The organism is Chryseobacterium urinae (assembly GCF_030518295.1).
GTDB lineage: Bacteria > Bacteroidota > Bacteroidia > Flavobacteriales > Weeksellaceae > Chryseobacterium > Chryseobacterium mucoviscidosis.
The window spans coordinates 42,670-68,207 of record NZ_JAULSJ010000019.1 but is presented as its reverse complement, the minus strand read 5'-3'; the positions used below and the strand labels follow the sequence as shown (position 1 = coordinate 68,207).

Genomic DNA, 25,538 nt, shown 5'->3' with positions numbered 1-25,538 from the left:
AAGTCATGGAAAGTAAAAATGAATTCAATAAAAAAGAAGAAAACAGCAGATTTCCTTCAGCGGAATCTCCTTATACACTGGGAAATCTAAAGGTAAAGCCCCCGAAAAATTGGGCAGCAGGAGCTCCCGCAGTGATCCATTCTTTAGAACAGCTGGTTCTCAATGCCTCAGTCCTTCGTGGCGGAAGAGCACTTTTCAGCATGAATCAGTTTGACGGATTCGACTGTCCAAGCTGCGCATGGCCCGATCCGGATGACGAACGTTCCAAACTGGGAGAATACTGCGAAAACGGAGCAAAAGCTTTGGCGGAAGAAGCCACTTCAAAAAAAATCGGAGCCGAATTTTTTAAAGAGAATTCCGTATACGATTTAGCCAAAATGACGGATTTTGAAATCAGCCAATTGGGAAGAATTGCAGAACCGATGTATCTTCCGGAAGGAGCAACCCATTATCAGCCGATAAGCTGGGACGATGCTTTTGCAAAAATTTCCGAAAAATTAAATGCTCTGGATTCTCCCGATGAAGCCATATTTTATACATCAGGAAGAACCAGCAATGAAGCAACCTGGGTATATCAGTTGTTTGCCCGTGAATTCGGAACCAACAACTTCCCCGATTGTTCCAATATGTGCCATGAAACTTCAGGATATGCACTTTCCAGAAGCATTGGTATCGGAAAAGGAACCGTAAAACTGGAAGACTTTTATGATACCGATCTCATCATAATTATCGGACAGAATCCGGGAACCAATTCACCGAGAATGCTTTCTGCCCTTACAAAAGGAAAGAAAAACGGGGCAAAAATTATAGGCATCAATCCGCTTCCGGAAGCAGGATTGAAAGGATTTAAAGATCCTCAGAACGTTCATGCCTTACTCAATAAGCCTTTTGAATTGTCAGATCTGTATCTTCCTGTCAAGATCAATGGAGATATGGCGCTCTTAAAAGCCCTTCAGATCCTTGTACTGGAAGAAGAAGCAAAAAATCCCGGAAAAGTATTGGATCAGGATTTTATAGCAAAAAAAACAGCAGGTTTTGAAGCACTGGCTGAAGAATTAAAACGATATGACCTCAATTTTTTATCTGAACAATGCGGAATTTCTGTTGAAAGTCTGAAAGAAGCAGCGCAAATGATCGCTTCAAAAAAACGCATGATTATTTGTTGGGGAATGGGAATTACGCAGCAGCACAACGGTGTGGAAATGATCTACAATATCGTGAACCTTTTACTAATGAAAGGAAGCATTGGAATTCAAGGCGGTGGAGCTTGTCCTGTACGCGGTCACAGTAATGTGCAGGGAAACAGAACATTGCTTATCAACCATCATCCCACCAAAGAACAACTAGACAGACTAGAGGAATATTATGGTTTTAAAGTACCCAGAAAAGGAGGTTATGATGTGGTAAAATCGCTGAAGGCGATGCATGAAGGCAAAGTGAAATTCATGTTCTGTATGGGAGGAAATTTTCTTTCCGCAGCACCCGATACCAGTTTTACAGCAGAAGCAATGCGCAATCTCGAAATGTCGGTAATGGTTTCTGTAAAACTGAACAGAAATCACCTGATTCATGGTAAAGAAGCGCTGATCTTACCGGTGATTTCCAGAAGTGAAAAAGATATTGTAAACGGAGAAATTCAACATATAAGTACCGAAAATTCAATGGGCGTGATACAGGCTTCCAAAGGAATTCTGGACCCGATTTCAGAACATCTGATCAATGAGACCCACGTTGCCTGCAGAATGGCAAAAGCGGTTTTAGGAGAGCGTTCCGTAGTGGATTGGGATAAATTCATCAACAGTTATGATGCCATTCGTGATGATGTGGAGCAATGTATTCCGGGATTTGAAAATTATAACGAAAGAGTAGTGCAGAAAGCCGGTTTTTATCTTCCGAATTCAGCGAGAGACGGAGTTTTCAACAGTGAATTCCATCCGGGAAAAGCAGCCTTCAATATAACATCCGTACCCGATAATTCGCTTGCCGATGATGAATATCTGATGGGAACCACCAGAACACACGACCAGTTCAATACAGTGGTGTATGGTTTAGATGACCGCTACCGTGGAATTTTCAATGAAAGGAGAGTGGTGATGATGAACGAAAAAGACATTGAAAAAGCTGGTCTGAAAGAAGGAGACCACGTAGATCTTTTCAATTATGATGACGGCAAAGAGAGAATAGCACCGCTTTTTATTTTGGTAAAATATCCTATTCCTCAGAAAAGCACCATGACTTATTTCCCGGAAACCAATGTGTTGGTATCTATCAATAATGTAGTGAATGGCGCCAATATGCCCGCTTCCAAATATGTCCGAATCAAAATCCGAAAACACGATCCGCATATTTTTAAAAAGATCGACGAGCATATTATTGCCGCATCCGGAACAAGTTTGGAGTAAAAATAATTGGATATGAAACTAAATTCCCAAAATTTTTTTTGCTTTTTCCAAATCTTCGGGCGTATTTACATTCATTAAAAAATCCGGATTTTCAGCTTTCAGTATTTTTACATCACTGTTAATCAAAGCCTTTCTTAATGAAGAGTTTCCTGTTGAAAGCAACTGAAGAAGCAAAGGATAGCTTTTGGGTTCCCAGATGGCAATTAACGGCTCCGGTAATCCGTCAGAAGGACTTTCATAAGCTGTTGTCATTTTTTCAGGATCTCTGGATTGTATGAGGAAATCTATCGAATTTTTGTCTAAAAGAGGTAAATCACAGGCAATAACCAGCCATGCTTTATCTTGCTGAAAATGAAACGCCGAAAGCAGCCCGCCGAAAGGTCCCATATTTAAAAAAGTATCGGGAAGCGCTTTATAATCTGTGTTAAAATTTTCAAGCTGATCCTGTCTGCAGGAAATAAATACTTCATCACAGAATGGAGCTAAAAGATCTGCCGCATGATACCGCTGTTCTTTGCCATGCCAGTTGATTTTGTCTTTAGGATTTCCCATCCTCAGACTTTTTCCTCCGGCAAGGACAAGTCCGTTTAATTTTGGAAAATCATTCTTGGAAAGCATACTGCAAATATACTGAATGTTTTTCGGCAAAAAGATTGCTTTAAACCCTACAAATATTCGGCGATACACAAACTTATGGATTAAATTTAAAATTAACCTGAAAAAGATCGCTATTTTTATACTGAATTTAAAATGGTATGATGGGTAATGATTTCGTTTATTTAGATTACAATGCAACAACTCCGGTTGATAAAAGGGTAGTGGATGCTATGTTGCCTTACTTCAATGACTTCTATGCAAATTCAGGAAGTTCCCATATTTTCGGGCTTACCGTAAGAGAAGCCGTTGAAAATGCAGCAGAAGATGTTGCAGAACTTATCGGTGCCGATTCTAAAGAAATTATTTTTACATCAGGGGCTACAGAATCTATAAATCTTGCGTTAAAAGGATTTAAAACAGATACCGATAAAAACCATATTATCACAGTAACCACAGAGCATAAGGCCGTTTTAGATACCTGTGCGCAACTCGAAAAAGATGGATTTCAGGTCGATTATCTCAATGTAGATTACTTGGGAAATATCAATCTTGCTAAGCTGGAATCATTGATCACTGAAAAAACGTTGATGGTCTGTATCATGTTGGTGAATAACGAGACAGGAGTCATCCATCCCATAAAGGAAATCGCAGAAACGGCGCACCGAAAAGGCTGCTGTGTTTTCTGTGATGCGACACAAGCTGTTGGAAAAATACCTGTGAACGTAAAGGAATTGAATATTGATCTGATGGCTTTTTCAGCCCATAAATTTTACGGACCCAAAGGAATAGGCGCGCTTTATATTGCTTCCGCGATTAAAAATAAAGTACAGCCGCAAATTCAGGGGGGAGGACAACAGAATAACCTAAGAAGCGGTACTTTAAATGTTCCGGGAATTATCGGATTGGGAAAAGCAGCCGAGATCGCACTTTTGGAAATGGAACAGGATGCGCAAAAAATTAAAGCGCTAAGAGATCATCTTGAAAATGAGCTGCTTAAAATTCCTCAGACAAGCATCAATGGAGATCATTCCGCAATGATCTTCAATACCACCAATATCTGTTTTGAAGGTATTTATTCTGAAGATCTTATTCTTTCCTTAGGAAATATCTGCGTTTCCAGCGGTTCTGCCTGTAATGCCGTTACCACAAAACCTTCTCACGTGCTTCAGGCAATGGGAATGAGTGATCGGGATGCACTGGCTTCAATACGATTCAGCATAGGAAAATATACCACTCTTTCGGGGATTGAAACCGCTGTGGAAAAAATAGAGAAAACAGTTCTTCTCCTGAGAAATAGATAATTAGCATGAGCTTGAAAGAACAACGCAAATATCAATAGGAATGGGCTTTAGCCCATTTTAATGAGTAAGAAGGAAAATTGGCTTTAGCCAAAACTCATACTTGATTTCGGATGGTTAATTTTAATTTGGAATCTTACATCGAGTTGAGGTCTAACATAATTGATAAAATACAACATTTTGACTATCAATTAATTTTTAATCTTTTTAATATTGAACTTAATTTAGAATTAAATTTCATTTGTAACTTTTACATAAGATTGTTTAAAGTAAAAGAATTTTGCTCCTTTAGGAGCAGAATCTGTGTAGAAATAAGAATACATCCATGAATCAATCCGTAGGATTGATATCTATAATACGATAAATATCCTAAAGATAGCGTTCCTACGGAACGCTAAACATCTTCCGAATATGGTGTCTACACAGATAAAACTCCATGGAGTTTTTTAACTATTTACTTTTAGCTACATAGAAATGAAACTCAACATCATGAATGTCCGTCTCCTTTTTTCACAGAAAATACATGTAAAACCTGCGGAAACAGTGCCTGAACATATTCTTTTACCGCACCGGAAGATCCCGGAAACGTTAAAATCAGCATATCATCAGAAAATCCGGCAATTCCTCTGGAAAGCATGGACGTTTTCACACGATCCTGTCCGTAGTTTCTTGCGGTTTCCATAATTCCCGGAATTTCTTTGGTAATGAATGGTAAAACCGCTTCCGGTGTTACATCACGATCCGAAAGACCCGTTCCGCCTGTAAAAACAAGAAGATGACAGCCTCTATTTTTAAAGAATTCTATTTTTTCCTGAATGGCAGAAACATCATCAGGAACCACTGAATAATCAACATTACTGATTCCGTGATGGTTAAGAGATTCCACCAAAAGTTTTCCGGAAGTATCATCTTTAAGTCCCTGAGAAACAGAGTCACTGCAGACAACTACTGCGGCAGTAAGGTTTTCCGTTTCAATATTTTTCTGACTGCTTTTTCCGCCCTGCTTTTCCAAAAGCCGGATATTGGCAATCTCTACATTTTTATCAATCGGTTTCAGCATATCGTAAATAACCAAAGCAGCTACAGAAGCTCCATGCATGGCTTCAACTTCAACACCGGTCTTATAAATGGTATGAACTTCAACAGTGATGTTAATATCCAAACCAATCATTTCATAATTAATCGAAGCAAATTCCACGGGCAAAGGATGACAATCCGGAATAACATCGCTGGTCTTTTTTATCGCCAGTAAAGCGGAAGCTCTTGCAAATTCAAGAACGTTGCCTTTTGGAACCGTTCCGTTTTTCACGGCTTCTACCGTTGAAATTGCTGAAGTTTTTATCGTTGCCGCTGCAATTGCTTTTCGCAACGTAAAGGTTTTAAAAGTAATATCTACCATGGTTTATTGGTTTGTTTTCCATTGATGCGTTTCATCCTCAAAAATTTCTCTGCCCCAGATCGGGAGTTCGTTTTTTATACGTTCCACCACTTCGTTACAGGCTAAAGTTGCTTCTTTGCGGTGTTTTGATGAGGTAAACACAAAAAGGCATATTTCTCCTGCATTCACAATGCCTAAACTGTGATAAATATGCATGCAGGTAAGATTGTATTTTGCAAAAATTTCTTCCCGTATCGCTGCCATCTGAGAGAGGGCTAAATCTTCGTAAGCTGTATATTCTATCGCTTTTACCGTTTTACCGTCAATTTCATCTGCGCGGATCTGTCCCAGAAAAATTTGATGCGCTCCAATTTCCGTTTTTGCGGAATGTTTGGTAATGCTTTCCGCAATGAATAAAGGTGAAACAGGACTGTTCTGAAATATATTTTTAATCTTACTCATGAGTTTCTTTATTTAAATGATTAATTCCGCCTTCCAGATGACTGATGCTGTATACCGGTTCTAAAATTTCCTGTAAAATTTTCGCTCCGGACAGACTTCTCTTACCAGATTGACAGACAACAATGACATTTGTGTTATTGATCTGGCTTACATTTTCCTTTAGCTGAGATAATGGAATCGAAATATACGGAACATCCAGTTTTGGTTGTTCTTCTGGTTCCCGAACATCAATAACAATTGTGTCGGGAACTTTTGCGGCTTCTTTAAATCCTGAAGGAGAAATATTATTAATTCCGGCAAATTCGATTCCGCAGTGAAGCTGATAGTTCATGTTCTCAAATTCTTCAATGCTGTAAGGAATATTTTTATCCGTCAAATTTAACGAAGGAATTTCAAAAACAGCAGTCTGATAACTCAGAATATCTATCGTCATTAATTGATTGATCAGAGTTTCCCCGATTCCTGTCATTAATTTAATAGCTTCCGTAGCCTGCAAAGTTCCGATAATTCCGGGTAAAACGCCCAAAACTCCCGCCTCGTTACAGTCAGGAACTTCTCCCGGATTTGGAGGTTCAGGAAAAAGATTTCGGTAATGGGTTGTAAAACCTTCTTTATTTCTGACATTAAAAACCGCAACCTGACCTTCGTACTGATAAATTGCCCCGAAAATAAGAGGTTTTTCTAAAATCCGGCATACATCATCAAGCAAGTAACGTGTTGCGAAATTGTCGGTACAGTCTATTATGATATCATATTCAGAAACAATATTTACTGCATTTTGGGGAATAATCCGCTCGGAAACAATCCTGAACTGTACTTCGGGATTCATCGCATTCAGCCTTTCTAAAGCAGCTTCGGTTTTAAGTTTTCCAATGTCATCAGAATTGTAAAGAATCTGCCGGTGCAGATTGCTCAGCGAAACACGGTCATCATCTACAATACCGATATTGCCGACTCCGGCTGCGGTGAGATATTGGAGAACAGGACAACCCAAACCTCCTGCTCCAATCACCAAAACTTTCGCTGAAGCAAGTTTATCCTGAGCTTCGATGCCGAAACCCTGTAATTTAATCTGTCTGTCGTAGCGTTCTGAATTCAACATAATTTATCCTCCTGAATAAGGCGGCATTAAAGCTGCCACATCGTTATTTTGTAAAGCTGTATTCTCTGAAATAATCTTCTGATTCACTGCAATTCTCAGTTTTAGATCCTTCAACTGGGGAAATTTTTCATTCAGCTTATTGATCAGATCATCGGTATTTTCCGCTTCCGCTTCAAAATCCGGACCTAAAATCTCTTTCAGTCTGCCGAAGCTTATTATTTTTACAGTACTCATTCATTTACTTTTTTTAGCTGGATTGAATTATCTTCAGTTATTTAAATAGTGCTTGATATTAATTTGTAGGAAGCCATCAAAAGTACAACAGCAAGTACATATTTCAGACCGTTTTGGTTCAGTTTTTTTGAAGCTAGATAGGCACCAAGCAATCCTCCTGCAAATGCACAGATGATGTACATCCACATATCGCTGGTAAAGGCGATCTCTTTGGTGAACATTCCTCCTAAACCCGCCACGGAATTAACAAAAATAAAAGCAGCGCTGATCGCGGCGGTCTGTTTCTGGTTGGTCCATTTCAGTAAAATCAGCACCGGAGATAATAAAATTCCGCCGCCAATGCCGATCATTCCGGACAATAAACCAATAACTCCTCCGAAAAGTAAGGATAAATAGATTTGGGGATCTTTCAGCTCACTGTCATCCGGACTTTTAAAAAAGAAAAAACGGAAAACAGGAAATAGCAATAAAATTCCTAAAATACGTTTATAGAGCGTATCTTCAATATGAATCATTCCACCCACGAAAGCCAGAGGAATAGACGCCAAAGCAATCGGAATAAAGATCCTGAGTTTAAAATGTCCTCCCCGATAATATTGTATAAAAGAAGTAAGCGAGACGAACAGATTAAGCACCAAAGCGGTAGGTTTCATTTCTTTGGGAGCTATCCCGTACAAAGCCATTAACGCCAGATAACCGCTTGCGCCACCGTGTCCGACTGCTGCATATAAAGCTGCGATGACAAATAAAATCAGATAAAAAAATTCTACATTCATTATTTGATGTTTATTTTAATAGTATAATTTCAACCTCTTCATCTTTTTTACAGCCTTCCGAATCTTCAGGTAAAATCATCAGACAATTAGCTTCTGCAAAAGACTGGAGACGATACGATTCCTGCGCATGAAGCGGCGTTACTTTTCCGTTTTCATAGGTTGCTTTCAGAAAATGGGTAAGACCGGTTTTTTTTCCATACGAAGAAGTTGAAGTTGCATTCGTTTTCTCCGTAATCGCCGGACGTTTCATCATTTCTGAAAGTAATGGCGCAATATATAAATAAAAACAGGTTAATGCCGATGACGGATTTCCGGGTAACCCGAAAACAAGTTTTTCTCCCTTCGTTCCGAAATAGAAAGGCTTTCCGGGTTTCTGCCGGATTTTATGAAATTTCTGTTCAACGCCGCATTGTTTTGTGGCATCAATTACAAAATCGTAATCGCCGACACTTACGCCGCCCACCAAAATCACAATATCTGTTTTGGAAATGGCGAGATCCAGCGTTTTTTCAACCTCAGAAGGATCATCTTTCACCCAAAAGCTTTTAACAGTAGTAATTCCACATTGTTTTAAAACACTTTCCAATTGATAGGAATTGGATTCGTAAACCTGACCAAAAGCTAAATTTTCTCCCGGTTGTACAAGTTCGTTGCCCGTAAGAATTAACGAAACCGATGGAGGAGCAAAAACGTTGATTTCCGTACATCCGATTCCGGCGAGATATCCGATGGCAGCAGCCGAAAGATAACTTCCTGAACGTATTGCCACACTGTCTTTTTTCGCATCGCTTCCGGCATTTCGTACGTGCAGCCCTTTTTCGAGGTCGTTATCATGAACCGTGAGATATCCGTTTTCTATTAAAGCTTTTTCCTGCATAACGATGGTATCTGCACCGATGGGAAGGGGAGCTCCCGTAAAAATACGGCAGGCATTCCCTTTTTCGAGATGAAACTGCTCTGTAGATCCCGCCTGCATTTCGCCTGAAATTTTCAGCTTTAGATCTTTATCTTCAAAACGGATCGCGTAGCCGTCCATTGAGGATTGTGAAAAATTCGGGATATCATATTTTGAATAAATATCTTCTGCGGTTGTATGTCCGAATGCTTCTTTCAAAGGAAGAATCTGGGTTTTTCTTTCCGGAATATTTTGTTCGATTATTTTTTTTGCATCTTCTACGCTTATCATGGTTGGGTTTTTAAATGATTATAATCTGACGGAGTATCAATATCAACAGCGCCTTTTTCAAACTCAAAAGATTCCACATCGTTCATATTCTGATGAATGATCTTTTTGGCGCCCTGTTCACCGGTAAGTTCTATTAATGGTTTAAAATATTTTTTAGAAAATAAAGCAGGAACGCCCAATGTATCGGCATATTTTGTGACAACAATTTCCTTTCCTGAAGTTTTCTGCAACTGAAACATTTTTGAAAATAAATTGCTGGTAAGATAAGGCTGATCGCATACCGAAATGAAACATCTTTCCATTTCCGGAAACAGACCGGACAGTGTTTTCATTCCTGATTGTATGGAGGAAGCCATTCCTGATTCCCAGTTTTCATTGATAACGATGTGTATATTTTTATTTTTAATGACAGAAGATATTTCATGATGGCGGGCTCCGAGAACCAAAACGATTTGATTCGGATCAAATACTTCTAAAACAGTATCAGTTATTCTTTCTAAAAATGTTTTTCCCTGATACACCAAAAGCTGTTTCGGAGATCCCATTCTCGAAGAATTTCCGGCTGCCAATAATATAATTCCTGTATTTTTCATTATCCGCCAATATTGATCATACTCCGGTTCTGAATGATTGATGTGTTTATTTTTTCAAATTGTTCATTCAATTGTCCGCCCTGCTTTTTTGCTTTAGACCAGATCGCAGATTCTATAATCGGTAAAATATCTTCACCATTTCGTAAAGGCGTAAGAAGATCGGTTTCTTTTTTTGAAAACAGACAGTTCTTTAATTTTCCGTCTGCGGTAAGCCGGATTCTGTTGCAGCCGCTGCAAAACGGTTCGCTCATTGTGCTTATAATCGAAAAGCTTCCTTTGTGCCCATCAATGCTGTATGGCTTTGCCGTGTCATGAAAACCTACCGGAAGCGGATTGAAATCATATTTTTCCCTGATGATATTCAGAATGTCTTTTTGTGTCATGACCTGATTGCTGCTCCATCTGTTTCCGCTGAAAGGCATAAACTCGATAAACCGCACTTCTACAGGATGATCTTTTGTAAAAGCGATAAAATCTGAAATTTCATTATCATTAATATCTTTCATGGCAACAACATTGATCTTGGTTTTGATGTTATGCTGCAGTAAAAGATTAATATTTCTGAGGACGCGGTCAAAATAATCGCGGCGGGTAATTTTCAGGAATTTTTCCTTCTGTAAGGTATCAAGGCTGATGTTGATGCTCTGAAAATCCGACTGAATAATTTCGGGAAGCATATCATCAATTCGAATTCCGTTGGTAGTACACGTCAATTGTACAGGAAGTTTTCCCAGATTTCTGATGATCTTTGAAGCATCTTTTCTCACGAACGGCTCACCTCCGGTAAGTCTGATTTTAGTAACGCCGTGCTCGATGAATATTTTTGCGATGGTATCAATTTCATCCGCCTGCATCAGTTTAGCATGCGGTGTGAAATCATAATTTTCTTCCGGCATACAGTAAAAGCAGCGCAGGTTGCAATTGTCCGTTAAAGATATCCGAAGATAATTATGGGTTCTTCCGAATTGATCTGTTATCATAATTTCCTTATATACTGAGAATATCAGTATGCATTTTTTCTGGTTTATCCCTTAATGAGGAACCTTTTTTTCCGCTTAAGACCGCTTTGATCTCTGCAATTACGGAAATGGCAATTTCTTCCGAAGTCTCTGCACCAATATCTATTCCAACCGGACCAAAAAGTTTATTTAATTCTTTTTCGCCGACTGTAATTCCTGAATTTTTAAGATCATCCAACATTCTGTTGAATCTGGTTTTAGGACCCAGTAATCCTATATATTGTACAGGTTGATGGATAATGAGTTTCAGCAAAGCGAGATCATAATTATAATTATGAGTCATCATCACGAAAACCGTTGCTTCATCAACTTCTATGGTTTTTATGATTTCTTCAGGCGTTGCGAGCAATACTTCATCCGCAATAGGAAATCTCTTTTTCAGAGCGTGTGTTGCTCTTCCGTCTGCAATTACTGTTTTCCAGCCTAAAATGGAAGCCGTTTCTACCAAAGGTTTAACATCGTTTCCGGCTCCTGCAATAATCAGCGTGGTCTTTGGCGGAACATATTGCAGCAGAATTTCATTTGACGAAATCTGAGTGAGGATATTTTGCTTTTTTTCTAAAACTTCTGAAGAAAAACGATTCACTTCGCTTTCTGAAATACAATCTGAGTCCGATATTATTGTATTTTCCTTTTTTATCAATCCGACAGTTCCGGTCTGTTTATTTCTTTTTTCCAATGAAAATATGGTGATAATAACAGATTCATCTCTTTTTTCCGTTGTTTTCTCTAAAAGGGAGATTGGATTTTGAGGAGAATTTTCATCAATATATTCAAAAAGAATATGCACGATTCCGTTACATCCTAGCTGAACGCCAAATTCCAGATCATCCGGATTACTGGTATCATATGTAATGAGCTTATTGTTTTTCTGATGAATGGCAAGCAGCGCTTTTCTCAAAGCATCACCTTCTAAACATCCTCCACTGATGGCGCCTGTAAGCTGTCCGTCTTCTGTAACCAACATTCTCGCCCCTGCCTGCCTGTATGAAGAACCTTCTACCTTTACCACCGTTGCCAAAGCAGCCCTTAACCCATTTAAATGCGCCTTTTTATATGCTTTTACAATATCATTGATCTCTTTCATCCGAAAACATTTTTATGGATTACTCATTGTTTTTTCAACTTATGTATGATTTTTGTTGAGATAAAATCATTAAAAAGTTATTATATATTCAAATTTACATAAATATTATCTGTTTTTTTCGCAGCCTCAACCAAAACTGTAATATTGGTATATAAAACTGTAATGTGTATCATCAAATTGTGATTTTATTTGATGATATTTGTTAAAACCTATCCGTATACAATTATATTGATTAAAAAATAACTTATGGAATTAAAAGGACAATACAGCAGGAGGAGCTTCCTCAAAGTTTCAGGATTACTGGCTGGTTTTATGGCTATTCCGTCTTCGGTAAAAGCATTTTATCAGGATGTGAAACAGTATCTTGTTCCCAAGAAAAACGTATCCAGACTTACGCTTTCCATCAATAAAAAAAGTCATACCCTTTATGTGGATACCCGAACCACACTTTTAGACCTTTTCAGGGAACAGCTTAATCTTACCGGATCTAAAAAAGGCTGCGATCACGGACAATGTGGCGCCTGTACCATCCATATCAATGGGGAAAGAGCCCTGAGTTGCCTTACTTTGGCGGCAATGGCTCAGGGAAAAGAGATCACAACCATCGAAGGTCTGGCAAACGGAGATGAGCTTCATCCGATGCAGAAGGCATTTATAGAATGTGACGGTTTCCAGTGCGGATATTGCACGCCGGGACAGATTATGTCTGCTGTTGCCTGCGTTAATGAAGGTCATACAGGTTCTGTAGAAGAAATTAAAGAATATATGAGCGGTAATCTTTGCCGTTGCGGAGCGTATAACGGTATTGTTCAGTCCATCCAAAAAGTTGCAGCCCAATGAGACCATTTAATTTTGAAAAAGTAAAATCTGCTGCTGAAGCTTCTGCCATGAAATCAGAAGTCAGTCAGTATATTGCAGGCGGAACGAATCTGGTAGATCTGATGAAGAAAAACATTGCCCAGCCAGAAAAACTGATTGATGTTACCACGGCATTATCCGATGCGGTAAATCATCAGAATAACAAATTGCAGATTGGTGCAATGGCAAGTAACAGTAAAGTAGCAAACAACAAAGAAGTGACGGAAAAATTTCCTCTCATTTCAAAAGCTATTTTGGCGGGTGCTTCACCACAGATCAGAAATATGGCAAGTTCGGCGGGAAATCTGTTGCAGCGAACCAGATGTCCTTATTTTTATGATATTACAACACCCTGCAACAAAAGAAAACCCAACAGCGGTTGCAGTGCCATTGATGGTGCAAACCGAATGAGTGCCGTTGCTGGATATAGTAATCAGTGTGTTGCGGTTCATCCTTCAGATTTTTGTGTGGCTCTGGCTGCATTGGATGCAACTGTTACCGCTCAGACAAAAGATCAGAAAGAAATTAAAATACCATTTAAAGACTTTCATAAACTGCCGGAAAATACGCCCTGGCTAGATAATACTTTACCACAGGATGCGATAATAACCAATATAGAAATTCCTGATAATGCTTTCGGAAAACATTCTGCTTATGTAAAAGTAAGAGACAGGACTTCATACGCTTTTGCATTGGTTTCGGTTGCAGCAGCACTGGATCTGGACGGGAAAAGAATAAAAGATGCCCGCTTAGCTTCAGGAGGTGTGGCGCATAAACCCTGGAGATGGTTGGAGGCAGAAAAATTTCTGAACGGAAAAAAAGCTACGGTAGAAATCTTTGAGGAAGCTGCTAAACTGGCAACCAAAGATCTTAAACCCTTGTCTGAGAACGGTTACAAAATACCGATGCTTCAGGGAGCTATCGTTACAGCATTACAAAATTGTGTAAATCAATAAGATCGGGATATATTAAAAAGTAACAATTATGGGATTACTCGAATTACTGAACATCAGATCCAAAAGACCCGAAGGACGTGTTGAAGGAGTGGAAAAAGTTACCGGAAGCGGTAAATACGCTGCTGAATACGAAGTTAAAAATATGTGCTACGCCGTGTTGGTAAACAGTACAGTTCCTTCCGGAAAAATACAGTCGATTTTAGTTGATAAAGCTAAAGAAGTGGAAGGCGTTATTGATATCATTACCCATCTGCACAAACCTTCGGTTCCGGGTATGGATACTGAAGAAAAAATTAAACAGTCGAGATTCGGTTTACCGATTTTTCATACGGATAAAATATTTTTCAAAGGACAGCCTGTTGCGATGGTGATTGCAGAAACACTGGAAGACGCAACTTTTGCCGCATCTTTGGTGGAGGCTGAATATCAGAAAGACAGTTTTGACGTCGATTTTAATTCTGCGAAAGAAACAGTTGCTTTAAAAGCTGAAGGAAAAGAAAGAGGAAATTTTGACAGTTGGCAAAATTTACCATTCACGGTAGATCAGCAATATAATATTAAGGCAGATGTGCATAATCCGATGGAAATGCACGCCACGATTGCTCATTGGACAGGCAATGATACGTTGAAGCTTTACGATAAAAACCAAGGGGTAAATAATGTTCAGAGAACATTTGCAAGGTTATTTTCTATTCCTGAAAAAAATATACAGGTATTCAGTGAATTTGTAGGAGGCGGTTTCGGCTCCGGACTCAGAATCTGGCCACACGTTTTAGCTTCAGTAATGGGAGCTAAACAGGTTGGACATCCTGTAAAACTGATGCTTACAAGACCGCAGATGTTTGCGGCAACAGGATACAGACCGGCTTCATGGCAGAGAATAAAATTGGCATCAGATCCGTCGGGAAATCTTTCAGGAATATTGCATCAGGCAAAGAACGAAACTTCAGTCTATGAAAATTTTAACGACGGTATTACCCGCGTGACAAGATTAATTTACAAGTTTCCCAATTTGAAAACGGAAGCGGCAAATGTTCCGTTAAATTTAAGCACACCAACTTGGATGCGCGGTCCGGGAGACTGTACCGGAGTATTCGCTCTGGAATCTGCCATTGATGAACTGTCCTACCAGCTGAAAATGGATCCTGTAACGTTGAGGTTAAAGAATATTTCACTGGAAAAACATCCCGATTCAAATTTGCCGTGGTCTACCCATTTTCTGGATGAATGTATAGACAAAGGTGCTAAAATGATCGGATGGAATGCCAGAAAAGCAACTCCGTCTACCGTTATTGAAGGCGACTGGTACATCGGCTACGGAATGGCAGTCGGAATGTGGAATGCAGGAAGAGCAGAAGCCAAAGCAGCAATTATCATGAGCAAAGACGGAAGTCTCGTTGTACAGACCGCGATGACTGATATCGGGACGGGAACAGGAACCGGAATGCAGAACATTGCCCACGAAATTACCGGAATTTCAAAAAATAAAATCAATATAGAATTGGGAAATTCTGCGCTTCCTCCTGCGCCAAGTCAGGGTGGAAGTACAGGGCTTTCATCGGTAAGTGGTGCGGTGTACGATGCGAGCAATCAGTTGAAGCAAAAACTGGCGGAATATGCATCCTCAGTTAATGGAAGCTTTAAAGGAGCTGTTCTGGAAAATATTCTTCTTTCAGATAAAAGTATCAGTTTAAAAAATAATTCAACTGTTTCTGTTTCTTATGAAGAACTGTTTGAAAAGAATAATCTGGCTGAAATTCGTCTTGAAGTAGCTTCAAAACCGGGAAGCGAGCGTGAGAAATTTGCCTTCTGTTCATCAGCGGCACATTTTTGCAAAGTCCGAGTTAATAAGCGAACCGGAAAAGTGAAAATTGAAAAACTGGCTGTCGTAGCAGACGGAGGAAAGATCATCAACAGTCAGGCAGCAGCCAATCAGATGTCGGGAGCCGCAGTTGGCGGGATCGGAATGACGCTGATGGAAGAAAACCAGATCGATGCAAAATTAGGAACGTTAATCGGTAACGATCTTGCGGGATATCATTTTGCCGTTAATGCGGATGCTCCGATTATTGAAGTCGACTTTATTCATAAACCCGATCCGAACATTAACCCTTCCGGAGCGAAAGGTCTCGGAGAAGTAGGAATTATTGGTACAGCCCCTGCGATAGCCAATGCAATTTATAATGCCATCGGTATACGAATGAGAGATTTGCCGATTACTCCCGATAAAATTTTAATGGCATTGTCACACAAATAGACTGCTGTTTTCTATTTTAGAATCATATCAATATTCTGTATCTGAACGGTGCAGAATATTTTTTTATCCTTTCATGATCTGTTTTCCTTATTTAGATTGAATATATTTAAATCAATTTCAGGCTTTAATATACCACGGAACGGATATTTTCGATAATAACGGTTCTTTTTTTGTATCACTACCCATAACCAAACTACCGATTTATGGCGAACACTGGAAAACAATCTGTTACATTAAAAATAAATGGAAAGGAACATCATCTGGATGTACTTCCATGGGTATCACTTCTTGATGCTCTTCGAGAAAATCTGCATTTTACCGGAACAAAAAAAGGCTGTGATCATGGGCAGTGCGGCGCATGTACGGTTCTGATTGACGGCAAAAGAGTTTTGAGCTGCCTCAGTCTCTGCGTTATGAAAAATGATGCTGAAATTACGACCATAGAAGGGATTGCCGACGGTGAAAACCTGCATCCCGTTCAGAAAGCTTTTATCGATCACGATGCTTTTCAATGCGGATACTGTACTCCGGGACAAATTTGTAGTGCCATAGGACTGCTGAATGAAAATAAGGCAAATACGCGGGAGGAAATTCAGGAACTGATGAGCGGAAATCTTTGTCGATGCGGAGCCAACAAAGGAATTATTAATGCTGTAATGGCAGTAAAACAAGGTCTTTATGAATAATTTTTCCTACACAAAAGCCAATAGTATTGATGAAGCGGTTTCATTGACTTATGCAAATGAAGAAAATAAAATCATTGCCGGAGGTACTAATAGCATTGATCTGATGAAATATTTTGTTACCGAGGCAGACACTTTAATCGATATTAATCCCATTGACGGAATAGGTGTTATTACTGAATGTGATAATGGCGGAATTCGTATTGGTTCTTTAATGACGAATGCAGATACAGCGTATCATCCAATTATTGAAGAAAAATATCCGCTTCTTTCTAAAGCTATTTTGGCGGGAGCTTCGGCACAGATCAGAAATATGGCGACCAATGGCGGAAATTTATTACAGCGAACCCGATGTTATTATTTTTACGACATTAATACTCCCTGCAATAAAAGAGTTCCGGGTTCCGGATGTTCCGCGATGAAAGGATACAACCGAATTCACGCAATTTTAGGACACAGCGAAAACTGTATTGCTGTTTTTCCTTCAGATATGTGTGTTGCTCTTGCAGCTTTGGAGGCAGTTGTTCATATATCGGGAACGGATGGAGATCGGACATTGAAATTTTCAGATTTTCACAGACTTCCGGGAGATACTCCGGAGATCGATAATAACCTGAAAAAAGGAGAGGTTATCACAGGAATTGAACTGCCCGAAAAAGGATTTTCAAAAAATTATTCTTACCTGAAATTAAGAGACCGGAGTTCTTATTCGTTTGCATTAGTTTCTGTTGCTACCGGTTTGGAACTGGAAAACGGAATAATTAAAGAAGCAAGAATTGCTTTGGGAGGTGTTTCGCACAAACCGTGGCGTGTAAAAGAAGCTGAAGATTTTTTAGCAGGTAAAGAAGCAAATCCGGAAAACTTTGCGGCTGCGGCTGACATTATTTTGGAAGGAGCCGTAGGTTTTGAGCATAACCGGTTTAAAATTAATCTTGCCAAAAAAGCAATCGTCAGAAACTGTATGATGGCTCTTGATCCGGCGTCTCAGAGACCGGGTGCAAAACCTTCTTTATAAATTATTATGAATGCTAAAGAAAATTTTATGAAAAATACACCGTCTGTTGGACAATCAATAAATCGTCTTGAAGGTCATCTGAAAGTAACAGGTCAAGCAAAATATGCAGCAGAATATGATGCTCCGGACTTATTGTATGGGTACATTGTGAACAGTTCGATTACAAAAGGTAAAATCAAGACCATCGATACATCAGAAATAAAAAAATTAGAAGGAGTTATTGAGGTGTTCACCCATGAAAATAAACCTTCAACTGCCTGGTTTGATTTTCAGTATGCCGATATGGATGCACCTCCCGGAACTGTTTTTAAACCTCTTAAAGATAATATAATCCGATATAACGGACAACCGATTGCTCTGGTGGTTGCAGAAACATTTGAAATGGCACGTTATGCGGCAGCAAAAATAAAAGTGGTTTATGAAGAAGAAGAAAATTTTGAAACGGATCTGAAGAAGAATCTTGAAAAAGCCAGATATCCTAAAAAAGGACTGGCTTCGCTGCTGAAACCGCCTCCGCCAAAACCTACCGGTAATTTTGAAAACGAATATGAAAATTCGTTGGTAAAAACCGACAGCCATTTCAGCCACGGAACCGAGCATCACAATCCTATGGAAATGTATGCTTCCACCGTGATCTACGAAGGAAAAGATAAACTCACTATTTACGATAAAACACAGGGAACGATTAATTCCCAAATGTATGTTGCGAATGTTTTCGGACTTAAAATGAAAAATGTACAGGTCATCTCACCGTTTGTAGGCGGTGGTTTTGGTTCGGGGCTTCGTCCGCAGCAGCAGCTTTTTATGGCGGTAATGGCTTCGCTGGCTTTAAAACGTAATGTTCGTGTCACTTTGGATCGTGCGCAGATGTATATGATAGGACACAGACCTCCGACGTTGCAGCATACAAAATTCGGTGCGGATAAAGAAGGTAAAGTCAATGCAATTTATCACAAAGCAACCGGTGAAACTTCGCGGTTTGAAGATTATGTTGAAATTGTGGTGAACTGGGCAAATATGCTGTACCCCGCAGAAAATACCTTGCTGGAACATGAAATTGTTCCGTTAGACGTTTACAGCCCGCTTGATATGAGAGCACCCGGAGGAAGTACCGGAATGCACGCTGTGGAAGTAACAATGGATGAAATCGCTTATCAATTAAATATAGACCCGCTGAAATTAAGGCTTATCAATTATTCAGAAATTGATAAAAGCAGTGATAAGGAATATTCGAGTAAAGAACTTAGAAAATGTTATCTGGAAGGAGCGGAAAAATTTGGCTGGAATAAGAGAAATCCTGAACCCCGAAGCATGAAGCGCGGAAGTAAGCTGGTCGGCTATGGAATGGCTACCGGAATTTGGGATGCCAATCGGATTTTAGGACGTGCGGAAGCGATTATGACACCAGATGGAAAAGTTGAAATAAAAAGTGCCGTTACCGACATTGGAACCGGAACGAAGACGATCATGACGCAGATTGCGGCAGATGAACTGGGACTTTCCATGGAAGATATTACGTTTTCGTATGCAGACAGTAAGATGCCGTTTGCTCCGATTCAGGGAGGATCGTTTACTACGGCAACAGTGGGACCTGCGGTACAGAATGCCTGTCAGGCTTTAAATAAGAAACTTTTCGAAAGAGCTAAAGATTTGAAAGATTCCGTTTTAAAAAATGTAAATTTTAAAGATGTTATATTCAAAAATGGTTTTATCACCGTAAAAGATCAGCCTGAAATACAGGTAGATGTCAAAGAAATTTTCAAAAAAAATGGCGGAGAAGCAATTCGAACCACAAATTCTGCAATGCCTAATCCTTTAAAATACGGAAAAAAAGCCAGAGCCGTTCACAGTGCGGTTTTCGTTGAGGTAGAAGTGGATGAAGAGTTGGGAATTATTGAAGTAAAAAGAGCGGTTACAGCCGTTGCAGCAGGGAAAATTATCAATCCTAAAACAGCAGAAAGTCAGGTTTTGGGAGGCATGATCTGGGGAATCAGCAAAGCTTTGCACGAAGAAACCATACTCGATCATGAATTGGGAAAATATATGAATGCCAATCTGGGTGAATATCATATTCCTGTTCATGCAGATATTCACGATCTGGAAGTAGTATTTGTGGAAGAAGATGATCAATTTGTAAATGATTTGGGAGTAAAAGGAGTAGGTGAAATCGGTGGAGTAGGAATGCCTCCTGCCATTACAAACGCAATTTTCCATGCAACCGGAAAAAGGATTTATGATCTCCCTATTCATTTTGATAGGTTGATGTAATTCTTTCAAATACAACAGAGCTCAGCAATTTATAAATTTCATACCATCACGTCGCTTCATAAAGTGACGTGATTTTTATTTACAGTAATTATTTTTTAGGTAGATTTTAAAAATTTAATTGATAAAAAAACCAGTATTTCTACTGAAATGAATAGGATTATTTTCCTATAATTTTGGTTACTAAACGCGACAAATGACGGAGAGGATGAATGAAAAACTCTGACGATTTATTAATGATTTAAAAATCAGAAATTTATGATAGAGAAAATGATGCCGAGTACTTTCTTTTATTAAATTTACATAACCCGATTCTTAATCAGGCGTAAAAATAAAACAATAATCATGGAGACCAGAAACCATTACAAAACGGGGCGTATTCTGAAAAGCCACACGAGTAGGAATTTTAAAAAAAATTATATCATGAGTCAATTTCAATTGGGAATATCCCTGACTTTTTTAAAAAGAGATTTAGCCTTAGTTGTTCAAAGTACGGATCAGGAGACTGCGAATGGAAAGATTACCGCTAAAGAATATCTGCTTGTCCCTACAAAAGTTTCATCGGATGATTATGTAACTTACAAGGATTTAAAAAATGATTTTGATAAAATATTTGGAAGTGATTCTAACGCCGCTACACAACAGGTTACAGATCAGCTAAAACAGAATAGCTCGGATAATGAATTCGACATCAATAAGATTCATTTTTATCTGAAAACTGCTTATTTATATAAAAAGGCATATTATATTAATACAGAAGCAGATCCAGGAAAACCACCTGTAATGGAAGAATGCGATGAAAAGGGAACCAAGCTAAAGGATGACAAAAAAGCAAAATGGGAATATGCACTGTCCATAAATATAGACAGTAAGGCGTTCTTCTCAGAATTTAATACAATGTCCATCAATTCAGTTAATTTTTCTATCTGGAATACAGACCGCAACGTGGTGAAGAAAATGATGACTTTGGGATCTACGGATGATATCTTTAAACAGTTAGAAGACTCTGTAAAATAATTATGCCCAATATACTTCCTTTCCGGATAAATGCTTTGTATCTCAATTCGCCTGAACAGGTAATTGGTCAGGATATCCGTTTTGAAAATGTTCCGTGGATGAATACAGAGCGTCATGTCTTTGAAAATCCCAATGTTCCCCTCGAAACAAACTCGATTATTCCAAGGCCTTTTTCATGGGATAATTCCATTTATCTGGATAAGGGAGTTCATCTTCATTTTATTCTTCCTTCATTCTTTAAAAAATTTAATGATAAAGGAAATCTGCCAAAAGCTCCCAATCGTTGGTATATAAAAAGACAGCGTGATGGGGAGGAATGGATTGTGGAAAGCGATTATATATGGAACGTTAACGATCCTAAACTGAATAAAAACAATACCTGTACCTACGCGGAAGAAGCAACAGATACTTTTCAGTTTGCATATGTGGGAAGAAAATATAAACTGAACGACTGGATCTATCAGACCAATGCCCAGACAAATTATTTAAAAAATCTCAGTGCTTTGGGATGGGGAAGTTTTTCATTCGATATTCATTATCCCAATTGCAGAAGTGTATTTGGATTTTATGATGAAGACGGAACAGAAAACGAAATATATCAGGTTATCGGATGGGTAGATCATTACGGACAAAACGCAGCCGATGAATATATCGTTGCAGGTAATTTTCAGCTAAAATCCGGGGAAGCCACAGAAAATGAAGAATCCTTTGATGTTGCTGTTGCCAATACCTTGCCCGAGACACTTTCTGCATTAATCATCAATAGCAACAACCCGAATCTTTCCAGGCAGGATCTTCAGAAACAGGAAGAACAGATTGCTTCAATCATTAATTTTGATGAACTGAAGGAGCTGAATCTGGACTGGATTTCCAGACTGAGGAATAAACAGCACGAGCAACAGTTTAATAAAACATCCGGAACAACAAAATATGTTCTGAATATTGTTATTTCTGATCAGGAAGACGCTGTTCAGGAATATGATGTAGACAGCAGTCTTTTGGATTTTGAGTTCAGCGGAAATGTGGCTTTACAGTATGAAAAGATAAAAGATAAGCTTAAAACCTTTCAGGAGTCTGCAAAATCCGATGAAATTCTTGCGGTTTGGGAAGGCGTTTCTTTACCGGATCTCCTCAATATTTCTTATACCGAAGTTTTGGAAGATGAGCTGGAAAATCTCAACAAAATACAAAACAGCTATGAGCTGGATACCTTCAGATTACAGGCTAAAATTGAAAGTCTGTATCTGCACTGGTCTACGTATTTAAACGCTTTATTTTTAAGCAAAGATAAAAACATCAATAAACTTAAAGAAGATCTTAAACTGTTAATCTCACAGATCAGCATCTTAAAAGAAAAGCTGAGAAATACAAAAGACAAAGCTCTGAATGCAAAAGATTTATTTTCCGGAAAAATATCAGAACATTACACAAGATACCGCGATTATGCCCTCATTAAATTTCTACTGAAAGCAAAACAGACCGGAGAAACCATAAATGAAAAAGAACTCCGGAACCTCCTGCATCAGCGGTATAAAACAAGAATGATTCTGTCTAAAAAAAACAGAACCGATTATTACGAACCGCTGCCGCCAAGCGTTATTATTTCGTCTCCGAAAAAAAACAGCATTTTCAACCTTTTCAGCAATCCTTCTGCTCCGGAAGAAATACAGTCTGTACCGGTATTCAATCCGGAAAAGAAAGAAAGCCGTCAAAATGTGCTGAATGTGGTCAATTCTCAGGAAATCAAGACCAATCAGTGGCATACCTATAAAGTAGAATGGGAAAGTTTATTTCTGCCTAAAAAAGAAGGCCATTATCTGGCTTCCGATACTAATTTTACAGAAAATTTTTTACAGGACTCCTATGTTCTGGATGAGCTTAATGCAGACTTAATAAAAGCCTATCCTTTGCATGATATTGCGTATATGCCGAATCCTAATATTTACTATGGGCATTCCTTTGTAAGCGATGAGGTTAAAGAATATGTAAAAGAAAAATTAGGCAAAAATCTTCTTCGTATTGATGAAAAAGACAACGCGGAATTAATAGAAAAAATAAAAATATTTCTTCAGAAACTGGAAGAAACTTCCTTGTTTGAACTTACCCTTTCAGATTTCAATAATTTAATGCTTCAGAGAAGCAATGGCTTGTCCGTCTTACCCCTCATTCCCAACGGATTTACAGATCATAAAGAGATGGCAAAAAGCATAGAAGATTTATGCAAAGAATATGGAAACAGTCTCGATCTTTTAACACCAAACAGATTATCCATATTCAATCCGTTCAGAAACGGAGCCTTTAAAATGAGCAGACTGAGAATTGTAGATTCTTTTGGAAGAAACAAAATCATCGAGCCGGAAAAAATAATTACCACCCATGTGCAGAAAATCGAAAATAAAGATAACTGGGTTGCACTGCCGCCAAGATATCTTCAGCCTTCTGCCGTAAGCACAAGATTTACAAGAACAGCAACAGAAGGAAAAAAATCTCCTGTCCTCGGATGGATGGTTCCGGTGTATCTTAATCAGCGAATAGAATTTTTTGATGCACACGGAAAACATTTAGGGGCAATAGACACAGAAGGAGCGTGGGAATCTTCCCCTTTTGATGCCAGTTTAGCTCAGGAGAATACAAACTATACAACAGTTGTTAGAAATCCCCATCTCAGAAGAATTATTCACTGGATTATCGAAAGAATTGGCAAAACCAACAAAAAAGATCAGTTTATAAAAGAACTGCAGAGAACAATGGAGCATATTTCACCCGAAGATTATGCCAATCCGTCTCTGTTGGAAACCATCTCTTCCGTGCCTGTTGCGATTACTTTAGTGAACATCAATTTATTCACCAGAGGAGAAGCATTGCATGACATCAGTTATTCAGAAAACATCACCATCAATACCTACAACAGCCAGAGAAAATACGATAAAGTGAAAATCCCGATGTCCATTGGAGATTTAAACCAGTATAACGACGGCGTTCTGGCTTACTGGCATTACCATCTGGAAAATAAAGAACAGAACGAAAGACTGGGTTTGAAAGCTTTGGAAAGCAAAATTTATTTTAATAATGATGCAGAAAAGAAAATAAGCCGTTTTTACTATTCTCTGAAAGATTTTCTGAAAGAAAACCCAATCGACGGAAGAGAAAAATGGAACGAAATTGAAGGTAAAACCATGTACAGCTCTTCAATAAGCTATAAAAATCAGGATAAAGAAAGCTTTCTGGCTCTTAATGATACGCTGAATGCCTGCCAAAGATATCTTCTGATTCATCCTAAAGGAAACCTGAACATTAAAACAGGAATTTTACCCGAAAAGCGCATAAGACTGCCGTACAATGCCATTAAAAATGCTTTGAGAAGAATTGAACTTACGTTATTAACAGCGCCTGTTATAACGCCCAAAGAAAACCTTCAGCTATCCCTTGCGAAAGATAATCGCTATCAGTGGTCGTGGATCGAACTGGAAAAAAAGAATAAAAAACAACCTTTATCTCCTGCAAATCCACCCTTAAAAAAACGGATGACCCAAAATTTAGCCATCGATTTTTCTCAGAATTTTGAATCCGAAACCTACTTACAGACACTGCTTTCAGAATTAAAAGAAGAACATATTTTAATTAATGAATTGAAGCCGTTTTTTCCGAAGGAAGACATCTATTTCATCGATAAAAATGAATTTCAGATACGAAATAATACAGAAAAATACAGCATAAGAAATGAATTTATTAACGATGGGGTAACCGGTAAAATCGGCAGAAGCGAAAACGTTAAATCCATGCAGATCGCTTTAGATTTTAATCAGTTTAAAAATAAAAAATATACAGCCCTCAAAGAATTTATCATTCGGGAAAAATATGTGATGAAGCAGGAGAACAATCTGCTGGGCGAAGAAATCTATTATTTAGACACTGAAAAAACAAAAACACTGAAAGAAAAAAACAATTCTGAATTAAACGATCCCGAAAAAGAACTGGCAGAACTTCTGTCAATGAAAACCTCCAATAAAATCATCACACTCAGAGAATTGTTGGGCAGACTGTACATTTTCACCACAGAAAACGCTTCAGCAATCATCAGAGAACGCTTTAAGCAAAGCCTCATCAATAAAAAAATCATTCAGGAATATCCCTTTTATCCGGAAGATCAGATCCATTTTGTTAACCGCGAAGAATGGGAAAAGATTAAAATAAAAGAAGATCCCGATGACGATGAAAAATTATTGCTGAAGCTGATTGAGAATACTTCCAAAGCCATTCTGGAGATCGGGGACTTTAATACCAACTCCGGAAACATTCCCCATCTTGTTTTAAAAGAAGGATGGCTGTCTATAAAATCTACTAAATTCTAAA

Annotated in this window: 20 protein-coding genes; 10 read left to right on the top strand and 10 right to left on the bottom strand. The window is 38.7% G+C overall.

Annotated elements, in window-relative coordinates; all coding sequences use genetic code 11:
* Positions 1-5 precede the first annotated feature (5 nt).
* Positions 6-2,402: an FdhF/YdeP family oxidoreductase gene (locus QWT87_RS13085; protein ID WP_302716452.1), complete on the top strand. Its 2,397-nt coding sequence runs from the start codon at positions 6-8 to the stop codon at positions 2,400-2,402.
* Positions 2,403-2,420: 18 nt separating this feature from the next.
* Here the strand turns inward: QWT87_RS13085 and QWT87_RS13080 are convergent, their stop codons facing one another.
* Complete coding sequence (locus QWT87_RS13080) at positions 2,421-3,050, bottom strand: NTP transferase domain-containing protein (protein WP_302716451.1); 630 nt, start codon at positions 3,048-3,050, stop codon at positions 2,421-2,423.
* Positions 3,051-3,157: 107 nt separating this feature from the next.
* Between QWT87_RS13080 and QWT87_RS13075 the strand changes: the two genes are divergently transcribed.
* Complete coding sequence (locus QWT87_RS13075) at positions 3,158-4,300, top strand: cysteine desulfurase family protein (RefSeq protein WP_302716450.1); 1,143 nt, start codon at positions 3,158-3,160, stop codon at positions 4,298-4,300.
* A gap of 484 nt (positions 4,301-4,784) precedes the next feature.
* Here QWT87_RS13075 and moaCB read toward each other — a convergent pair whose 3' ends face one another.
* From moaCB to QWT87_RS13030, 9 genes are read right to left on the bottom strand one after another with little or no spacing between them, the layout of a single operon-like run.
* Positions 4,785-5,696 (bottom strand): bifunctional molybdenum cofactor biosynthesis protein MoaC/MoaB, encoded by a 912-nt coding sequence (gene moaCB / locus QWT87_RS13070; RefSeq protein ID WP_302716449.1) that lies wholly within the window; start codon positions 5,694-5,696, stop codon positions 4,785-4,787.
* Positions 5,697-5,699: 3 nt separating this feature from the next.
* Positions 5,700-6,137 (bottom strand): molybdenum cofactor biosynthesis protein MoaE, encoded by a 438-nt coding sequence (locus QWT87_RS13065; RefSeq protein ID WP_268054428.1) that lies wholly within the window; start codon positions 6,135-6,137, stop codon positions 5,700-5,702.
* Positions 6,130-7,239 carry a HesA/MoeB/ThiF family protein gene (gene moeB, locus QWT87_RS13060; RefSeq protein WP_302716448.1) on the bottom strand — a complete coding sequence of 370 codons (1,110 nt, stop codon included), beginning with the start codon at positions 7,237-7,239 and terminating at the stop codon, positions 6,130-6,132. Before moeB ends, QWT87_RS13065 begins: the two co-directional genes overlap by 8 nt.
* A gap of 3 nt (positions 7,240-7,242) precedes the next feature.
* The gene (locus QWT87_RS13055; protein ID WP_029293851.1) at positions 7,243-7,473 is read right to left on the bottom strand and encodes a MoaD/ThiS family protein; all 231 of its coding nucleotides are present in this window, start codon (positions 7,471-7,473) and stop codon (positions 7,243-7,245) included.
* 41 nt (positions 7,474-7,514) lie between these two features.
* Complete coding sequence (locus QWT87_RS13050) at positions 7,515-8,249, bottom strand: sulfite exporter TauE/SafE family protein (RefSeq protein WP_029293849.1); 735 nt, start codon at positions 8,247-8,249, stop codon at positions 7,515-7,517.
* Positions 8,250-8,259: 10 nt separating this feature from the next.
* Positions 8,260-9,435 carry a molybdopterin molybdotransferase MoeA gene (locus QWT87_RS13045; RefSeq protein ID WP_302716447.1) on the bottom strand — a complete coding sequence of 392 codons (1,176 nt, stop codon included), beginning with the start codon at positions 9,433-9,435 and terminating at the stop codon, positions 8,260-8,262.
* The gene (locus QWT87_RS13040; protein ID WP_302716446.1) at positions 9,432-10,028 is read right to left on the bottom strand and encodes a nucleotidyltransferase family protein; all 597 of its coding nucleotides are present in this window, start codon (positions 10,026-10,028) and stop codon (positions 9,432-9,434) included. Before QWT87_RS13040 ends, QWT87_RS13045 begins: the two co-directional genes overlap by 4 nt.
* Positions 10,028-11,008 (bottom strand): GTP 3',8-cyclase MoaA, encoded by a 981-nt coding sequence (gene moaA / locus QWT87_RS13035; protein ID WP_302716445.1) that lies wholly within the window; start codon positions 11,006-11,008, stop codon positions 10,028-10,030. The genes QWT87_RS13040 and moaA overlap by 1 nt, the downstream gene beginning before the upstream one ends.
* Before the next feature lie 7 nt (positions 11,009-11,015).
* On the bottom strand, positions 11,016-12,134 hold the full coding sequence (locus tag QWT87_RS13030) for an XdhC family protein (RefSeq protein ID WP_302716444.1): 1,119 nt from the start codon (positions 12,132-12,134) through the stop codon (positions 11,016-11,018).
* A gap of 246 nt (positions 12,135-12,380) precedes the next feature.
* On the opposite strand from QWT87_RS13030, the gene QWT87_RS13025 reads away from it, so the two are divergent.
* The 8 genes from QWT87_RS13025 to QWT87_RS12990 all read left to right on the top strand — a co-directional run bounded on the left by QWT87_RS13025 (position 12,381) and on the right by QWT87_RS12990 (position 25,537).
* Entirely contained in the window at positions 12,381-12,974 is a 594-nt protein-coding gene (locus tag QWT87_RS13025; protein WP_050379753.1) for a (2Fe-2S)-binding protein, read from the top strand.
* Positions 12,971-13,948 (top strand): FAD binding domain-containing protein, encoded by a 978-nt coding sequence (locus QWT87_RS13020; RefSeq protein ID WP_302716443.1) that lies wholly within the window; start codon positions 12,971-12,973, stop codon positions 13,946-13,948. The genes QWT87_RS13025 and QWT87_RS13020 overlap by 4 nt, the downstream gene beginning before the upstream one ends.
* Positions 13,949-13,976: 28 nt before the next feature.
* Positions 13,977-16,205, top strand: coding sequence for a xanthine dehydrogenase family protein molybdopterin-binding subunit (locus QWT87_RS13015; protein ID WP_302716442.1), 2,229 nt, complete (start codon positions 13,977-13,979; stop codon positions 16,203-16,205).
* Positions 16,206-16,408: 203 nt separating this feature from the next.
* Positions 16,409-16,891, top strand: coding sequence for a (2Fe-2S)-binding protein (locus QWT87_RS13010; RefSeq protein ID WP_302716441.1), 483 nt, complete (start codon positions 16,409-16,411; stop codon positions 16,889-16,891).
* Positions 16,884-17,903 carry an FAD binding domain-containing protein gene (locus QWT87_RS13005; RefSeq protein WP_302716440.1) on the top strand — a complete coding sequence of 340 codons (1,020 nt, stop codon included), beginning with the start codon at positions 16,884-16,886 and terminating at the stop codon, positions 17,901-17,903. The genes QWT87_RS13010 and QWT87_RS13005 overlap by 8 nt, the downstream gene beginning before the upstream one ends.
* Before the next feature lie 27 nt (positions 17,904-17,930).
* Entirely contained in the window at positions 17,931-20,171 is a 2,241-nt protein-coding gene (locus QWT87_RS13000) for a xanthine dehydrogenase family protein molybdopterin-binding subunit (protein ID WP_302716439.1), read from the top strand.
* 420 nt (positions 20,172-20,591) lie between these two features.
* Positions 20,592-21,185, top strand: a complete 594-nt coding sequence (locus QWT87_RS12995) for a hypothetical protein (protein ID WP_302716438.1) — start codon at positions 20,592-20,594, stop codon at positions 21,183-21,185.
* Between the two features lie 2 nt (positions 21,186-21,187).
* Positions 21,188-25,537: a PAZ domain-containing protein gene (locus QWT87_RS12990; protein WP_302716437.1), complete on the top strand. Its 4,350-nt coding sequence runs from the start codon at positions 21,188-21,190 to the stop codon at positions 25,535-25,537.
* The last annotated feature ends 1 nt before the right edge of the window (position 25,538 follow it).

What these genes read in the sequence shown, in the direction of transcription:
- moaCB (WP_302716449.1), bottom strand. Translation starts at nt 5,696, where the DNA reads ATGGTAGATATTACTTTTAAAACCTTTACGTTGCGAAAAGCAATTGCA.
- QWT87_RS12995 (WP_302716438.1), top strand. Translation starts at nt 20,592, where the DNA reads ATGAGTCAATTTCAATTGGGAATATCCCTGACTTTTTTAAAAAGAGAT.
- QWT87_RS13025 (WP_050379753.1), top strand. Translation starts at nt 12,381, where the DNA reads ATGGAATTAAAAGGACAATACAGCAGGAGGAGCTTCCTCAAAGTTTCA.
- QWT87_RS13040 (WP_302716446.1), bottom strand. Translation starts at nt 10,028, where the DNA reads ATGAAAAATACAGGAATTATATTATTGGCAGCCGGAAATTCTTCGAGA.
- QWT87_RS12990 (WP_302716437.1), top strand. Translation starts at nt 21,188, where the DNA reads ATGCCCAATATACTTCCTTTCCGGATAAATGCTTTGTATCTCAATTCG.
- QWT87_RS13010 (WP_302716441.1), top strand. Translation starts at nt 16,409, where the DNA reads ATGGCGAACACTGGAAAACAATCTGTTACATTAAAAATAAATGGAAAG.
- QWT87_RS13055 (WP_029293851.1), bottom strand. Translation starts at nt 7,473, where the DNA reads ATGAGTACTGTAAAAATAATAAGCTTCGGCAGACTGAAAGAGATTTTA.
- QWT87_RS13050 (WP_029293849.1), bottom strand. Translation starts at nt 8,249, where the DNA reads ATGAATGTAGAATTTTTTTATCTGATTTTATTTGTCATCGCAGCTTTA.
- QWT87_RS13020 (WP_302716443.1), top strand. Translation starts at nt 12,971, where the DNA reads ATGAGACCATTTAATTTTGAAAAAGTAAAATCTGCTGCTGAAGCTTCT.
- QWT87_RS13045 (WP_302716447.1), bottom strand. Translation starts at nt 9,435, where the DNA reads ATGATAAGCGTAGAAGATGCAAAAAAAATAATCGAACAAAATATTCCG.
- QWT87_RS13075 (WP_302716450.1), top strand. Translation starts at nt 3,158, where the DNA reads ATGATGGGTAATGATTTCGTTTATTTAGATTACAATGCAACAACTCCG.
- QWT87_RS13030 (WP_302716444.1), bottom strand. Translation starts at nt 12,134, where the DNA reads ATGAAAGAGATCAATGATATTGTAAAAGCATATAAAAAGGCGCATTTA.
- moaA (WP_302716445.1), bottom strand. Translation starts at nt 11,008, where the DNA reads ATGATAACAGATCAATTCGGAAGAACCCATAATTATCTTCGGATATCT.
- QWT87_RS13015 (WP_302716442.1), top strand. Translation starts at nt 13,977, where the DNA reads ATGGGATTACTCGAATTACTGAACATCAGATCCAAAAGACCCGAAGGA.
- moeB (WP_302716448.1), bottom strand. Translation starts at nt 7,239, where the DNA reads ATGTTGAATTCAGAACGCTACGACAGACAGATTAAATTACAGGGTTTC.
- QWT87_RS13085 (WP_302716452.1), top strand. Translation starts at nt 6, where the DNA reads ATGGAAAGTAAAAATGAATTCAATAAAAAAGAAGAAAACAGCAGATTT.
- QWT87_RS13000 (WP_302716439.1), top strand. Translation starts at nt 17,931, where the DNA reads ATGAAAAATACACCGTCTGTTGGACAATCAATAAATCGTCTTGAAGGT.
- QWT87_RS13005 (WP_302716440.1), top strand. Translation starts at nt 16,884, where the DNA reads ATGAATAATTTTTCCTACACAAAAGCCAATAGTATTGATGAAGCGGTT.
- QWT87_RS13065 (WP_268054428.1), bottom strand. Translation starts at nt 6,137, where the DNA reads ATGAGTAAGATTAAAAATATATTTCAGAACAGTCCTGTTTCACCTTTA.